The 15,489-nt window shown below is 45.1% G+C and carries 17 protein-coding genes; 5 read left to right on the top strand and 12 right to left on the bottom strand.

What is annotated here, in order from left to right; translation table 11 throughout:
• Window positions 1–6: 6 nt before the first annotated feature.
• The 4 genes from NFI80_RS22860 to NFI80_RS22845 all read right to left on the bottom strand — a co-directional run bounded on the left by NFI80_RS22860 (window position 7) and on the right by NFI80_RS22845 (window position 3,622).
• Entirely contained in the window at window positions 7–303 is a 297-nt protein-coding gene (locus tag NFI80_RS22860; protein ID WP_026628462.1) for a rhodanese-like domain-containing protein, read from the bottom strand.
• A gap of 27 nt (window positions 304–330) precedes the next feature.
• Window positions 331–2,190: a T9SS type A sorting domain-containing protein gene (locus NFI80_RS22855; RefSeq protein ID WP_235163943.1), complete on the bottom strand. Its 1,860-nt coding sequence runs from the start codon at window positions 2,188–2,190 to the stop codon at window positions 331–333.
• Window positions 2,165–2,962 carry a PASTA domain-containing protein gene (locus tag NFI80_RS22850; RefSeq protein WP_233797303.1) on the bottom strand — a complete coding sequence of 266 codons (798 nt, stop codon included), beginning with the start codon at window positions 2,960–2,962 and terminating at the stop codon, window positions 2,165–2,167. Before NFI80_RS22850 ends, NFI80_RS22855 begins: the two co-directional genes overlap by 26 nt.
• A 66-nt stretch (window positions 2,963–3,028) precedes the next feature.
• Window positions 3,029–3,622 carry a riboflavin synthase gene (locus NFI80_RS22845; RefSeq protein WP_235163942.1) on the bottom strand — a complete coding sequence of 198 codons (594 nt, stop codon included), beginning with the start codon at window positions 3,620–3,622 and terminating at the stop codon, window positions 3,029–3,031.
• A 168-nt stretch (window positions 3,623–3,790) separates the two neighbouring features.
• Between NFI80_RS22845 and hisB the strand changes: the two genes are divergently transcribed.
• From hisB to NFI80_RS22825, 4 genes are all read left to right on the top strand, one after another.
• Complete coding sequence (gene hisB, locus NFI80_RS22840; RefSeq protein ID WP_235160364.1) at window positions 3,791–4,915, top strand: bifunctional histidinol-phosphatase/imidazoleglycerol-phosphate dehydratase HisB; 1,125 nt, start codon at window positions 3,791–3,793, stop codon at window positions 4,913–4,915.
• A 211-nt stretch (window positions 4,916–5,126) separates the two neighbouring features.
• Entirely contained in the window at window positions 5,127–5,423 is a 297-nt protein-coding gene (locus NFI80_RS22835; protein ID WP_233797306.1) for a hypothetical protein, read from the top strand.
• Window positions 5,424–5,539: 116 nt separating this feature from the next.
• Window positions 5,540–6,187: a carbonate dehydratase gene (can, locus tag NFI80_RS22830; protein WP_026628467.1), complete on the top strand. Its 648-nt coding sequence runs from the start codon at window positions 5,540–5,542 to the stop codon at window positions 6,185–6,187.
• Between the two features lie 45 nt (window positions 6,188–6,232).
• Window positions 6,233–7,810 (top strand): SulP family inorganic anion transporter, encoded by a 1,578-nt coding sequence (locus NFI80_RS22825; RefSeq protein ID WP_233797307.1) that lies wholly within the window; start codon window positions 6,233–6,235, stop codon window positions 7,808–7,810.
• A gap of 146 nt (window positions 7,811–7,956) precedes the next feature.
• Here NFI80_RS22825 and NFI80_RS22820 read toward each other — a convergent pair whose 3' ends face one another.
• The 8 genes from NFI80_RS22820 to NFI80_RS22785 form a co-directional block, all read right to left on the bottom strand.
• Complete coding sequence (locus NFI80_RS22820; RefSeq protein WP_233797308.1) at window positions 7,957–8,412, bottom strand: hypothetical protein; 456 nt, start codon at window positions 8,410–8,412, stop codon at window positions 7,957–7,959.
• A 19-nt stretch (window positions 8,413–8,431) separates the two neighbouring features.
• A complete protein-coding gene (locus NFI80_RS22815) occupies window positions 8,432–8,872 on the bottom strand; it encodes an ash family protein (protein WP_233797309.1) in 441 nt (146 codons plus the stop codon).
• Between the two features lie 54 nt (window positions 8,873–8,926).
• Window positions 8,927–9,469 (bottom strand): RNA polymerase sigma factor, encoded by a 543-nt coding sequence (locus tag NFI80_RS22810; protein WP_026628471.1) that lies wholly within the window; start codon window positions 9,467–9,469, stop codon window positions 8,927–8,929.
• 162 nt (window positions 9,470–9,631) lie between these two features.
• The gene (locus NFI80_RS22805; protein ID WP_233797310.1) at window positions 9,632–10,588 is read right to left on the bottom strand and encodes a transketolase family protein; all 957 of its coding nucleotides are present in this window, start codon (window positions 10,586–10,588) and stop codon (window positions 9,632–9,634) included.
• 9 nt (window positions 10,589–10,597) lie between these two features.
• Window positions 10,598–11,455 carry a transketolase gene (locus tag NFI80_RS22800; RefSeq protein ID WP_026628473.1) on the bottom strand — a complete coding sequence of 286 codons (858 nt, stop codon included), beginning with the start codon at window positions 11,453–11,455 and terminating at the stop codon, window positions 10,598–10,600.
• A 94-nt stretch (window positions 11,456–11,549) separates the two neighbouring features.
• Complete coding sequence (gene bcp / locus NFI80_RS22795; RefSeq protein WP_233797311.1) at window positions 11,550–12,008, bottom strand: thioredoxin-dependent thiol peroxidase; 459 nt, start codon at window positions 12,006–12,008, stop codon at window positions 11,550–11,552.
• 4 nt (window positions 12,009–12,012) lie between these two features.
• Window positions 12,013–13,971, bottom strand: coding sequence for a M23 family metallopeptidase (locus tag NFI80_RS22790; RefSeq protein ID WP_235163941.1), 1,959 nt, complete (start codon window positions 13,969–13,971; stop codon window positions 12,013–12,015).
• Between the two features lie 52 nt (window positions 13,972–14,023).
• Window positions 14,024–14,635, bottom strand: coding sequence for a fumarylacetoacetate hydrolase family protein (locus NFI80_RS22785; RefSeq protein ID WP_233797313.1), 612 nt, complete (start codon window positions 14,633–14,635; stop codon window positions 14,024–14,026).
• 121 nt (window positions 14,636–14,756) lie between these two features.
• Between NFI80_RS22785 and NFI80_RS22780 the strand changes: the two genes are divergently transcribed.
• Window positions 14,757–15,392 (top strand): C40 family peptidase, encoded by a 636-nt coding sequence (locus tag NFI80_RS22780; RefSeq protein WP_235163940.1) that lies wholly within the window; start codon window positions 14,757–14,759, stop codon window positions 15,390–15,392.
• Window positions 15,393–15,489: the final 97 nt, after the last annotated feature.

Here is a 15,489-nt window from a genome sequence, read left to right as displayed (position 1 = left end):
AAGATGTTACTCCAACTCACGATAGGCAAGAATCCCGCCCAACACGTTCCTAACATTTGAAAAACCCTGCGATTCCAGGAAACGGGCCGCTTTTCCGCTTCTTGCTCCCGAACGGCAATGAATAATGATTTCCTCATCTTTCAAAGGTTCAAGCTCGTCCAGATGATCGGGCAACTCACCCAACGGGATCAGTTTCGCGCCAAGATTGTCTTCTTCGAATTCATGTTCTTCCCGAACGTCATAAAAATGCAGGTCTTCCCCTTTATCTAGACGTTCCTTCAGTTCTTGCACTGTAATATCCATAATGTCTTCTTTTTGTTATTAATAAGATTATTGGACAAATAACATCTTTTGTGTAAATGATCGTTTCCCATCCGATGATTTAACAATATAAATTCCTTCACTCAACTGAACCACGGCGGAACGCTGGTCCTTTTCTGGAACAATGGTTTGAACCAAATGTCCCTGCATTGCGTAAATTTCGATTCTTTTTATAGAGGCATTCTCCCAGTTAATAACGCCTTTGTTCGGATTCGGGAAAAAGCACATGTCCGTAGTCGTGACCGTTTCATTTCCTGTCACCACGCCCGCTGCTTTTTTTCCGAGATAAGGCCGGATCATGATACTGCCCTTCAACGCAGTTTCCTTGGCCCACTCGGTTCCTAAATTATAGAAAACCGCGTTCCTACCCAACATGGAGTTCCGGTCAAATCCTACTGTAACCGGCTGCTCGTTCAGTTGGAGCCAGCCCACATAAAATGTATCCGGGACAGCAACTGGTGTGCTGAATGCATAATCAATAAACCCGTTTCGTAAAGCGGGATATCTTGCTCCAACAGATCTTTGCGCGATCAGCTTGTCCGGTTTGCTGTTTTTGTTATCAAAGATCTGAATCGTAAATCCTTGTCCCGAAACATCTTTGTTAAACTGGACCATAGCAAGCCTTACGCCGCCAATTGTATCAGGTTTCGCCAATGTATACTGCACAGCCACGCGTCCCAGTTTCTGATTTACCTGCACGCCATATTCTGCACTTCCATCGTCATATGCATAGTAATCCGTCAAATCTACCCGGGAAGTGATGGAATCATTGGTCTTCAAATTAACTCCCGGAATGGTATCCGTGGTGGTAACCCAAAATTTAGTGATCAATTTCAAACTATCCAGGTTGCTATTGATAGCCAGCGGAGCCGTTTTGACTGCCAAAGATTTAGATTTGAGCGACTCGACGTAAATCGACCTCTGGACATTCCGGAACAATTCAGTGCCCTTAGTCGCATCCCGGACGGTAAATGTGCTGGTCAGAATGTTGAAATTGTTGAAGTTATTCGCAACATCGGTCTTCACCGAATCGGAAATGGCAGCCTGGGGGTTGACGCGATATTGCCGGAGCGGCATAGCGGTATATTTTTTCAAAAACGGAGAGATCGCTTTTCTCACCGCAACATCGAAAATGTAAGGTTGTCTTACTGAACGTTTTGTATTTAAATAAACATAATCCAAATGCCAGGTGTCGTAATAACCCGAATTACGCCCATAGGCCCGAAACCGGAACTGAAATGCATTATGGAAGTATGCCGGATCGGTAATCTTAACAAATTGATTCTTATAAACCGTATCTAGCTTGTAACCAACCTGCCGCCAGGCCGTAACCCAGCCGTTGGTTTTACTCAAAAATTCAAGCTGAAAATAGTCACTGGAATCCGGCAGTTCACCCAAACCCTTTGCCAGCCACTGAAAACTAATGTATAGTGAATCCGAAGCCTTCTTTCCGGCCAGGTCAATGGGCTGAGAAGTTAACGTATCAGTAAAATTCTGAGTAAGCGGATTGACGAGATTATACGGGGTTCCCGTTGCATTCAAGCCATCAAAAGTCGCAATGTTGAGCGAGGGCTGCGAGCTGGAAAGTGTATTGTTAATGTAAACCCCACTTCCAGGAAGCCAGTTTGCCGTGTTTGGACTGGCCGTTTTGGTGGTTGAAAAATCATCAAAAAAAGGCAGGTTCAATGTTGCCCCGGTCCGCAATGTGCTTTGTGATTCGGCCTCCTCATCGGCATAGGAGCCGTTGATAGGAACGAGCTTTAATTGGGCGTATAGCAACTGACACTGAAAAAGCGCGAGCAGCAATGTCAGGATTATACGTTTTTTATTATCAAAATAAATTTTACTGTTCCGGTAATATATTCTCATTCCCAGTTGATTCAACTGCTTGTGGTGTGATCCAGAGATCGATTACATCTCCTATTCTTACATTATTTCCAGCGTCCGGATTCTGTCTTACCACCGTGCCCGCTGCTTGTCCTTCCTCCGCCGGTATTTCCATCTGTTGCCCAACTTTAAGCCCCGCTCCTATCAGCGCAATTTTCGCTTCGTCCAACGGCAAGCCTAAAACGGACGGCGCTTCAAATTGTGCTGTTCCAAGTCCTTCGCCCAATTCCAGATCTACTTTCGAGCCCTTCGGAATTGCTTGTCCGGGTAAAATCTCTTTCCCGTTATACATTTGCCTCAAAACCGCATTCTGCGCCATATCCGGCACATAGGATATATTTCCTTCTTCAAGACCAACACTTTTCAGCAACATTTGCGCGCTGCGGTGCGTCATATCCGTCAGCTTCGGCATCTTGATCAACGGCGCGGTGCGTGATGAAACGGTCACATATATTTTCCGGCCTTCTTTTACTTTGGCTCCCGGCAATGGATATTGTGAAATGATGGTCAGCGGCGGCACATTAGCAACGAAAGTGCAATCTACTTCGTAACGCAGGTCGCGGCTCTCAAGAAATTCTTCAAGCTCGGCAACATTCTTTTTCTTCAAATCCGGGATGGTTACAGCCTCGCCATGATTGGTCGTAAAAGGCAGATAAACGAAGAAAAAACCCAGAAACAGGACCAAAAGCAATGAAACTATAATTCCGATATGAATGAAAAGATCCGTTCTGGACTGAGTACTTATTTTGGCCATGTATTGTTAAAGCTCGAAATGTATAGACCGGTAAAAATAAACGTAATATTTCAGGATGCCAATATACTATGCGGTATATGACCCAAGAATTCTTTTAATGTACTTTCCTAGAATATCAAATTCAAGATTGACACGGTGACCTGCTTTCAGGCTATGGAAATTAGTAAATTCATAGGTGTAAGGGATGATTGCAACCCGGAACGAACTGGTTTCAGAATTAAAAACGGTAAGACTCACGCCATTGATACATATGGAGCCCTTTTCTACCGTCAGATTTCCGGTGGATGCATCATATTCAAAATCAAAAAGCCAGCTGCCGTCGCGCGCTTCCACGGATGTGCACACAGCCGTCTGGTCCACATGCCCCTGCACGATGTGTCCGTCGAACCTGCCATTGGCCGGCATACAACGTTCCAGATTGACCTTATCCTGAATAGTCAGGTCACCCAGATTGGTTTTCAGCAATGTTTCCTCAATGGCGGTGACTTTATAGGTGTCTCCCTCCACGGCAACAACGGTCAGGCAAACACCATTATGGCTGATACTCTGATCGATTTTAAACTCCGAAGCAATGGGTGATTGAAACGAAAAAGTTTTGTTAGTGCCTTCTGAATCCACTTTTAAAAGCGTTGCAACGGATTCTACTATTCCTGTAAACATTATCTTAGACGAAATTTTAAACACAAAGTTACGATTTATAACGTCTCTTTGCAGTACGAAAGGCGCTATTGATGTGGGTAAATCTTTTCAAATCCACATAGTTTGCGAACTTTGCACGAACGCGGGAAACCAGCATTCCTTTTGCCTAACATATCCTTTATAACATTAATGAAAAAAGTCTTATTTATTGATCGCGACGGAACGATCATCGTTGAACCGCCCACTGATTTTCAGGTAGACTCATTAGAAAAACTCGAATTTTTACCCAAAGCAATATCCGCACTCCGCAAAATTGCCGAAGAAACTGATTATGAGCTGGTAATGGTAACCAATCAGGATGGCTTGGGAACGGATTCTTTTCCTGAACCCACCTTCTGGCCGGCGCAAAATAAGATGCTGCAAACCTTAGCGGGAGAAAATATACATTTCGCAAACATTCACGTGGACCGCAGTTTCCCCGAAGATAACCTTCCTACCAGAAAACCCGGCACCGGAATGTTAACCTCCTACTTTTCAGAAGAATACGATTTGGCTAACAGTTACGTGATCGGCGACCGCCTTACCGATGTGCAACTGGCTGTAAACCTGGGCGCTAAGGCCATTTTATTTCTGGATCAAACCCCTGAAACGGGAATGTCCGAAGAAATGCAGAAAGCTACCAGCTATGTTTCAAGGGATTGGGATGCAATCTATGAACATTTGAAGCTGCCTTCCAGAACTGCGTCTGTTGAACGCAATACAAAAGAAACACAGATTAAAGTCGAGCTGAACCTGGATGGAAGCGGCAGATCTGACATTCATACAGGACTGGGCTTTTTCGACCATATGCTGGATCAACTGGCCAGACATTCAGGCGCAGACCTCTCTATCCATGTCGAAGGTGACCTGCATATTGACGAACACCACACCATTGAAGACACCGCGCTGGCGCTGGGTGAAGCTTACCGACAAGCCATTGGCGATAAGCGCGGGATTAGCAGATATGGGTTTTTGCTTCCTATGGATGAAGCGCTTGCCCAGGTTGCTATTGATTTTTCAGGCCGTCCGTGGATTGTTTGGGATGCAGAATTTAAAAGAGAGAAAATTGGTGAGATGCCGACGGAAATGTTTTTTCACTTTTTCAAATCATTTTCAGACACGTCGCTCTCTAATTTAAATATTCAGGTAAGCGGTGACAATGAGCATCATAAGATCGAATCGATTTTTAAAGCGTTCGCGAAGGCAATAAAAATGGCCGTCAGACGTGATTTAAAAGCACTCGACTTTATGCCTTCAACAAAAGGGGTCCTTTAAATTTTTAATTTATTGAACGGTTAAAGACATTTTTAGTTAATTTTGCTAACGTTAAGTAGTGTATAAATTGCTTTTTTATGGAAATGACAATCATAATGATCGTTTTTTATGTGGTTCTTCTTGGTTCTGCGTTCCTTGTAGGACGCTGGCTGGAAAACAACGAAAAACAATGGAAAGCCAAGTAAGCGTTATTAATTAATCGTATCACAAGTTGCTCAAATCGCTCTGTCTCATATTACTTACGGCCTTCCTCATCTGTAAAGCCACAGATGTCGCCAGTCTCTTGCTGGCCAAGGAAAAGTCATCTGTGGTTTGCGATACCGGCACTTGTGATAATGAAAAAACAGAAGTTGAGAAAATCAGCGACGACCAGTTGTTGATTTCTCATTCCCTACATTTTGATAAATCCCCTTTATCATTCCCCCTTTCGAAGTCTTTCTCCTTCTCTGCCGGATTTCCAAATGAAATCTCGCTGAAGCTGCTCTCGCCGCCCCCCGAACTGATCTGATTTTCCTGCATTTATTTATTCTGTGAGCATGGTGCTCCTGCGGATGTGTACATTTTACATTCGGCCAGGCGCATTGTCCAGATTCTCCTATTCTATAATTTATATTCAAAAAAATCATGATCAAGTCATATAACCAACTGTTTGAAAATAATAAAAAATGGGTCGATGCAACTAACGAGGAAGACCCTGAATTTTTCAACAGACTAGCAAACGGACAAAGCCCAAAGTTTCTATGGATCGGATGTTCTGACAGCCGCGTTCCCGCCAATGCATTAACAGGAACAATGCCTGGTGATATTTTCGTGCACCGCAACATTGCCAACATGGTCATTCACACGGATATGAGCATGCTGAGTGTGCTCGATTACTCAGTTAATGTGCTTAATGTGCAGCATATCATCGTTTGCGGACACTACGGTTGCGGCGGTGTTGCAGCAGCAATGGGCAACAAACAAGTAGGCCTTATCGACAACTGGCTGAGACATATTAAAGATGTGTACAGACTGCACCAGGAAGAACTGAACGCCATTGAGGACACTCAAAAAAGAACCGACCGGTTTGTTGAGCTCAATGTGATCGAGCAGGTGATGGACCTTGCTAAAACTTCGATCGTGCAGAATGCCTGGGCTAACAAAAAGCCTTTGCAAGTGCACGGTGTGGTATACGCAGTCGGCACCGGCGTTCTTCAGGATCTCGGCATTACAATGGACAGTGCAGACGATATGGAGAATGTATATCGGATGGACGTTCCGGTTATCGCCTGACATTAAGCAGCCCTCATTTAATATTTGACTCTTAGCGATAATCGTATGTCAGCAGATAAAAAAAGTTTGTTTTCCAACCTGAAGTACGATGTCCCGGCCGGACTCGTCGTTTATCTGGTTGCTTTACCATTATGTCTTGGTGTGGCGCTGGCCTCGACAGGACGCTCCGATCTCCTGTTTTCGGGAATCATTGCCGGGATCATTGGTGGAATCGTGGTTGGTTCCATTAGCGGCTCGCCCTTAGGTGTGGCTGGCCCGGCCGCTGGTCTGGTTGTGATCGTGCTCAATGCGCTGGATACGCTCGGGAGTTTCGAAGCATTCCTGCTTGCAGTGGTTTTGGCGGGGGTAATCCAGGTGATTGCTGGTTTCTTGAAGGCCGGGATCATTGGCTATTATTTCCCGTCGTCTGTGATCAAAGGAATGCTTGCTGCCATTGGTATAACCCTCATTTTAAAGGAAATACCACACGCATTCGGCTATGACGCCGACTTTATGGGCGACGAAGCATTCAATCAGAAAGACGGACAAAACACCTTTACGGAGCTTTTTAACGCCGTAAAATACAGCAGCACCGGAGCCATCATTATTTCTGTGATTTCGCTCGGCTTGCTGATGTTGTTCGACCGTCCGTTCATGAAGCGCGTTTCGCTTTTCCGGTTTATCCCGGGTGCATTGTTTGTAGTGGTGAGCGGAATCCTGCTGAACCTTCTTTTTTCAAAGGTAATGCCTGCCTGGACATTGGGCGGTGATCATTTGGTGCAGCTGCCAGTGGCGAGCAATGCGCAGGAATTTTTCAGTTTTTTCAAAACACCTGATTTTTCCGCAATTACGCGCGTTGAAACTTACACCATCGCTGTAACATTAGCGATCGTAGCGAGCCTTGAAACGCTTTTATGCGTGGAAGCAACGGATAAGCTGGATCCCTACAAACGCAACACGCCCACAAACCGGGAGCTGGTTGCGCAGGGTATCGGTAACATTACATCCGGGTTAATCGGCGGGTTGCCTATCACGCAGGTGATCGTGCGCAGCTCTGCCAATATTGATTCAGGTGGCCGGACCAAGATGAGCACCATTACGCATGGGTCTATTATGCTGCTTTCGGCTTTGTTTATTCCTACATTGCTGAACTACATTCCTTTGGCTTCGCTGGCGGCGGTGTTGCTGATGGTGGGTTATAAGCTTTCCAAGTTTTCGCTTTACCAGGGCATGTATAAGCTCGGCAAAGAGCAGTTTATCCCGTTCATTGTGACCATTATCGCCATTCTGAGCACGGATTTGTTGAAAGGAATTGCTATCGGAATGGTTGTGGCGATTTATTTTATCCTTCGCAAAAACTACAAGCACTCTTATCATTATGTGAAAGAGAAACACCGCGATGGGGATGTGATCACGCTTATCTTGTCTGAGGAAGTTACATTCCTGAACAAAGGCAGCATCAGCGCAACATTGGACGACCTGCCCGACAGCTCAACAGTTGTCATCGACGGCAGCCGCTCCATGAACATAGATTACGATGTGCTGGAAATTATCCAGGATTTCAAAAAACATGCGGCACCGCTGCGTAACATTACGGTTGAAACCAAAGGAATTGAAGGCGTAGAAGTGGTCGGTGGCCACTGACATTGCTGAGATTCTGTAATTATATACGAAATAGCCGGCACCACGCCGGCTATTTTTTTGCACAAAAAATCCCACAACCGACGAGTGTCAGTGTGGGATAACGATTTGTAATAAGCCGATAAGCCGGTCAAAAATCCTTTCAGTCCTTATTTGTTCTTAAGGCGTTGGATAAGCATATCATTGAATGTACGTTCCGCCTTATATAATTCGATCACTTGGCTTGCCGTAATTACCTTTAAAAAGCGATTCTGATATTCTTTTTCAAGGTCTAGCTCTTTCTGACGCAAGTCCTGCACTTCTTTCAGGTTACCGAGCACTTGCTCGTCATTCTGCCCTTCTGCTTTTTTATCATTGATGATCTTCCTTTGCGCACGGTGAATTTCTCGGCGTTTTTGGGAATATTCATTGTAAACCGGCCAGAATCCTGTTGACTGCTCCGGCGTTAAATTCAGCCGGTTGGTAATAATAGCCACTTTCGCATCCTGAATCCGTTTTATTTCTTCCTCCGATTTCCGTTGCGCGCTTGCCGTAGTGATGGAAAGCATTGCTATGAAGAGGAGGGTTAACAGGTTTCGGTGTCTGGTAATAAGTTGTAAGTTCATTTTATAATTATTGTTAGGGTCAAATCGTCTCAGTGCCTGAAACTGATTCCTGTAATTGCTGGCGAAGAATGTCATCTTCTAATCCATCCAGGTAAAAAAGTACAGTGGAATCTGTGTCAAACGCCTTCTGAACAACTTTATGCTCGCTCAAATCGTAGTAACTGATATCCTGATCTTCAAGGTAACTCACTATGGATGCATTACTGATGCCACTCAATGGCTCCTGCCCAAGTGATCCCTGGCGTTCGGGAACAGTTACCCACACCAGCACTAAAATCAACGCCATAGCCGACACAAGCGCCAATGAACGCTGCCACGACCAGCCTATAACCGGCTTACGAACAGGTTCCGACGGGATTCTTGATTGGATCATCTGAGGCAATTTGTCAAAATAGTCCTCCGGAACCTGGAAAGGAACTTCCTTTTTCAGATCATCCAGTCGTATGCGCTTATTATCCATGATTATTTATATTTCCACTCTTGTAAATGTTTGACCAAACTAGTTTGCAATGGTTTAATCTGTCTCATTTAAATAATCCTCAATTTTTTTTGAAGCCCAATGATATGAAGCTTTTAGCGCACCCACCGACGTCCCGGTGATCTCCGAAATCTCCTCATAGGGCAGCTCTTCAAAATATTTAAGGTTAAAAACCAGCCTTTGCTTTTCTGGTAATTTTAATAATGCCTTTTGCAGTTTTAGCTGAATGGCATCGCCGCTCACCAGCGGATCCGCTTCCAGCTTTTCGCTCAGCTCGCTTTCCACGTCATTGATTGAAATGAAAAACCGCTTTCTTTTTTTGTTGAGAAAGTTAATGGCTTCATTGCTCGCAATGCGGTAAAGCCAGGTGTAGAATTTGGAATCGCCACGGAAATTTTCCAGCGCCGTCCAGGCTTTGATGAACACATCCTGTGTAATGTCATTCGCATCATCATGGTCTACAACCATTTTCCTTACCAGCCAATATACTTTTTGCTGATACTTCCGCACCAGCTGACTGAAAGCGTTCCGGCGCGTTTCGGGATTTTCAAAAAGGGATAATAATTCTTCGTCAGACATTTAATCAATACTAATTCCCGAATCAACACAAGTCAATAATAGTTCATTTTTTGGTTCAGGGCAAATAAAATTTGAGTCCTGCAAAAAGTAAAACAGTGTTTCAACCTTTCGCAAGACTCAATGATTTCCGGCCGCAAAAAGCTGGCCCGGGACTTCAATAATCTATTTTTTTCTCTCGATAGCACGTTTAGCAGCTTCCACAATGTGCTTCGCTGTCAGGCCGTATTTCTCCATTAATTGTGTAGGCGTTCCGCTTTCTCCGAAGCTGTCGTTCACCGCCACATATTCCTGAGGAACCAGTTTGTTTTTAACCAAAACCTGCGCCACGCTGTCGCCCAAACCACCAATGCGGTTGTGTTCCTCAGCAGTCACTACGCAACCTGTTTTCTCAATAGATTTCAGGATCGCTTCTTCGTCCAGCGGCTTAATGGTATGAATGTTAATGATCTCAGCATTGATGCCTTCTGCTTCCAGAAGTTCACCAGCCTGGATTGCCTCCCAAACCATATGGCCCGTTGCGAAAATGCTCACGTCCGTTCCTTCATTCACCATCCAAGCCTTACCAATCTCGAATTTCTGATCCGCATCCGTGAAAACAGGGATTACCGGACGTCCGAAACGCAGGTAAACCGGACCTTCGTAATCAGCGATCGCGATCGTTGCTGCTTTCGTCTGGTTATAGTCGCAAGGATTGATAACGGTCATGCCCGGCAACATTTTCATCATGCCAAGGTCTTCCAGGATCTGGTGCGTAGCGCCGTCCTCACCTAATGTAAGGCCCGCGTGCGAAGCACAGATTTTTACATTTTTATTGGAATAAGCAACGCTCTGCCGGATCTGGTCATAAACACGGCCCGTAGCAAAGTTCGCGAATGTAGTAGCAAATGGAATTTTACCGCCAATGGTCAAACCGGCAGAAACACCGATCATATTCGCTTCCGAAATACCGCATTGGATAAAACGGTCTGGATTTTCTTTTATAAATGGTTCGAGTTTCAGCGAACCAACCAGGTCAGCACAAAGTGCCACAACGTTTGGATTCTGCTGTCCCAACACATGCATTCCGGCCCCAAAGCCCGAACGTGTATCTTTCTTCTCAGTGAAGGTGTATTTTTTCATTGTATATAATTAATAGTCTCCCATAGTTTCTTCCAACTGGCCCAGCGCTGCTGCAAGTTGCTCATCATTAGGTGCTACGCCGTGCCATTTGTGGCTGCCCATCATGAAATCAACACCATAACCCATTCCGGTGTGCAGCAAAACCATAATTGGTCTGCCGTGTCCCATCCTGCTTTTTGCTTCGTAAAGACCTTTCAGCACAGAAGCCATATCGTTGCCTTCTTCGATAGAAATCACTTCCCAGCCGAATGCTTCGTATTTAGCACCCAGGTCGCGGTTGTTCATTACTTTCACTGTCGGGCCGTCGATTTGCTGGCCGTTGAGGTCAATGAATGCTACGAGGTTGTCGATCTGGTGGTGCGGCGCGAATGTGGCTGCTTCCCAAACCTGGCCTTCCTGCTGCTCACCATCGCCCATGAGCACGTAAACATGTCCTTTATCACCATTCAGTTTCTTCGCCATTGCAGCGCCGATCGCCACGGACATTCCTTGTCCCAGTGATCCCGATGCAATGCGGATGCCTTCCAGGTGCTCGTGCGTGGTCGGGTGACCTTGCAGACGCGAATCCAGCTTGCGGAATGTTGCCATTTCTTCCACCGGAAAATATCCCTTGCGTGCAAGTGTGCTATACCAAACCGGTGAAATATGTCCATTGGAAAGGAAAAACAAATCTTCATCCTTACCATTCATGTCAAAAACTGGCTTACCGTCCTGTTCTTTCAATTGCATACGCTCAAAATAAAGCGCCACAAGTAATTCTGTACAGCCCAGTGAACCTCCCGGGTGTCCCGACTGGCAGCCATGCACCATACGGACAATGTCCCTGCGAACTTGTGAGGCAACTTTCTCTAATTGTTCAACTTCCATGTTTATCGATTTTCTATTTATCAAATACGTTCTTTGAGCGTCCATTTTCTGCACGTAAATGTCCTATTATTACGGCTTTGAGAATGACTCTTTATTATTCACTTTTGTTAAGAATTTGATCAGTGTGATTCTTTGTATTCACTTTTTGAACAACTTCTTCAATGATCCCATTTTCATCAATGACGAATGTTGTGCGGACAATGCCCATATATTCGTGGCCAAAAGTTTTTTTCAAAGCCCAGACACCATAATCATTCACTATTTTCTGGTCAGTATCAGCGAGTAGCGGAAAAGGCAGGTTGAATTTCTTAATGAATTTCTGATGCGATTTCTCATCATCTGCACTTACACCCAAAACTTTGTAGTTCTTTTTCAAAAGCACATCGTAGTTGTCGCGGAGGTTACAGGCCTGAGCTGTGCAACTGGGCGTATCGTCTTTTGGATAAAAGTAAAGAATGACTTTTTCTCCTTTAAAATCAGAAAGTTTCACTTCATTACCATCCTGATCCTTAGCAGAAAACGCTGGGGCGGAATCGCCAACTTGAAGTCCCATACTTTTACTTTTTTCGTTTTTTCGTTTTTTTCCGCGCAACCGGCAGATCTTTCAATTCGGTTTGCAAGATAGTACTATTTCCTGCCCTATCGGTCACTTCAAGCGTTAGTTCGCCTTCAAATGGCACCGTTGGATCCATCTTTTCAGACCAGATATAGCCTTTTTTGGAATCAAAATTCATCAGCACCCATTCCCCGTTTACCAATGCTTTATAATGATCTACTCCGGAAGTGGCATCGCCGATAAATCCGCGGATCCTGTCCTTACTATGCTCCACAAGCCGGATCTTGGGCGGAACGGTGTCTGCCTGGATAACAAATGTTCCGAGCTCCCGGGTTTCAAATTTGATTTCGTCATCCGCCCATGCACCTCCCAAAAACCGATAGTAACCATCAATATAGCGGTAAACGCGCGTTCTTTCCTTGTTTTCAGGGACAGTTTCCGGTTTGAATGATACGGATATATAATCTTTGAGCGCTGTTCCCCGGTTGTTAATGGTCAGCGCATTGAAATTTTGCTGCCCGGTAAGGAATAAGGTGTCAAAAATACTCGTGTTCCGAAAATCCACCGACCATTTGTCTGCCTTATAACTGGATGCAACTGCGGGAAAAATCTGGCTTCGCAGAAAAGTTTTCACCGTCGTCTTGCCTATTTTGACTGAGTCAGGCATGTATTTCCTTAAATCTGTCAAAAAGACGGCCGACTCATCCGCATACAAATCAGGCTCTTTTTTCACTTCCTTACCATTGGAATACAAGGTTGCAAAAGGGATCGCGCTGCGGTAATATTTTGCTTTAATGACCAATGTATTTTCCTGCACATCGGTCTGAATGTATTCCGGATTTATTTCTACGTCGTAAACCGGAAGTGGCGGATTTTGCGGTTCACCTTTGATAACGAAAACGAGCTCGGACGCATTCTCGTAGGAATCGGTGATTTTAATGCGCACTTCATGAAGCAGTGTATCAGTAATGTTCAGCTTGCCGTTAATCGCATTGGTTTTATATAAATTGAAATTATTACCGTCCGGAACGTAGCATTTGAGATAACGCTGCCCGGTTTTTTGCTCCGTTTCGTAGTCGATGAGGTTGTTATAATCCCTTGTAGCGGTGTTGGGAAAAATCTCAATGTTGTAGGAAAAAACTTCATTTCCATCCATTTTAATCTCAATGCATTGCAAACCATAGCGAAACCCTGTGCCCGTCATCTGGTCGTGCGCCACCATATCAATGCCCAATATTCCCGTTGCTGAAACCGTGTCCGCAAGCCTGTAAGAACCATCTTTCAGCTTAACCGGCGAGTAAACCTTCCGACCAAACTGACCATTAAGCCGTCCGTTAATGTCCAGCGGCCGGATCGCCAGATTGACAAATTTCGGAGGCGTAACATCCTTGATTTCATTAAATCCAAAATACAAAGGATTCAGAAAATTGTCCTTGGAATCGCGGATCTCAAAATGCAAATGCGGTCCCGCAGAACCACCCGTGTTGCCGGAAAGCGCTATGATTTCACCTTTTTTGAAGCTGAATTTCCCCGCCTCCGGAAAGAGGTCGATTTCGAATGTCTGTTTTTTGTACTGCTCTTCACGCACATAGGTCGCCAAAGGATCACTGAATTTCAATAAATGCCCGTAAACCGTTGTCTGACCATTGGGATGCCGCAAATAGATCACATTGCCGTAACCACTCCGCTGAACGGCCACTTTGTAAACATAGCCTTCCGCAGCCGCGTACACATTCAGGCCTTCGCGCTGCTCGGTACGAATGTCCAGCCCGGCGTGAAAGTGATTGCTGCGCAGGTCACCGAGCCCGCCGGCAAGCGAATTGGCAAGCCCCGGCCGGATCGGAAATTGGTAATAACCTTTTGGATACGTTTGTGTTTGGGCAAAAGAAGTAAGGCATAAGCCCATGAAGCCCGACAATAACAAACCAATACGGACCATTGCCCGAAAATGATAATGCATGAAAACGAAGTGTATGGATGAACGACCCTGCAACCGAATAGAAGATCAAGGTTTACCTAACGAATAATTCAAGCATCTTCTTGCCCTCAATGGACGCAGTAAGCTTGTCGCCGATTTGCACAGGCCCTACTCCTTTTGGCGTTCCGGTGAAAATCAGGTCTCCTTTTTTAAGCATAAAATATTTGGAGACAAAGGAGATCAGGTAATTAATGCGGTAAAGCATCATGGACGAGTTGCCGTTCTGGCGCTCTTCACCATTTACATCGAGGCTAAAATTCAGGTTTTGAATGTCTTCATAATCCGAGATCGGAACGAATTCAGAGACCGGTGCCGAACCATTGAATGCTTTTGCCAATTCCCACGGCAAGCCTTTGGCCTTCAATTCTGACTGCAAATCCCTGGCGGTGAAGTCGATGCCTACGCCTATCTCGTCGTAATATTTATGTGCAAACCGCTCTTCAATGTTCTTTCCTACGCGGTTTATTTTCACCACGAGCTCGACTTCGTAATGTACATCCTTTGAAAAATCGGGATAAAAGAAGGGTTCTCCGGCCCGCACCTGCGCCGTTTCGGGCTTCAAAAAAATTACGGGAGCGTCGGGTTTTTCGTTATTTAATTCAGCTATATGCTCGGTATAATTCCTGCCTACACAAATAATTTTCATTAGGAGCAAATAAAATTTGGAATGAGTAAAAACACAACAAAACTACCGTTATTCGCCAAATCTGCTTCGGAAATGTTTAATATTTTTGAGGAAAGTATCGTTATTAACAGAAAGCTTGCGCATGAAGATCCAAATTTCCCGACAACCTTATTTCTTAATCTGCACACTCGCATTAACCTTATTTCTAACTGCCTGCGACACGCTTCGGAAAACGCCGGAAAGATCGAATTCTTCAAGATATTCCCCGTCAAAATCGTCCCGATCGCGTGGCACCGTCGCACGCAGACCCCCCGCAAGGACGCCGGCCAGAAAACCTGCAACATCTTCAAAACCAACATATAGCAAGCCAGGCGATTTTCCTCCAACAGCAGTTCCGCAAGTGGTTGAGGTGGCGCGGACTTACGCGGGAACGCCCTACCGCTCGGGTGGAAATGATAAAAACGGCATTGATTGTTCCGGCCTGATCTGCTCCGTTTATTCCGAAATCGGTGTAAAAGTGCCACGCATTTCCTGGCAGCAATCTGAATTTGGCCGGGAAGTGAGCAGCATCAAGGACATTAAGCCGGGCGACTGGCTGTTTTTTGTACCCGAAGCCGGAAAAGAAGGCTATGTCTCTCACGCCGGCATTGTTACCGACGTCCGTAACCAGGAAGAAATTATGTTTATACACGCTTCCACATCGCGCGGCGTGCGGGAGGACAATCTTTTTTCCAATTATTTCAAAGGCAGGTTTGTAAAAGCGATGCGGCCGTTTTAATCCAATTTACTGGCCGCTTGATATTTTTCCATACACATAGGGGTAAAGTACTGGCTGACTGTCTCTTTTGCAACAATAATCAAAGCCAAAATCCTTT

The organism is Dyadobacter chenhuakuii (assembly GCF_023821985.2).
Taxonomy (GTDB): Bacteria; Bacteroidota; Bacteroidia; order Cytophagales; family Spirosomataceae; genus Dyadobacter; species Dyadobacter chenhuakuii.
This window is presented reverse-complemented; position numbering and strand designations above follow the sequence as displayed.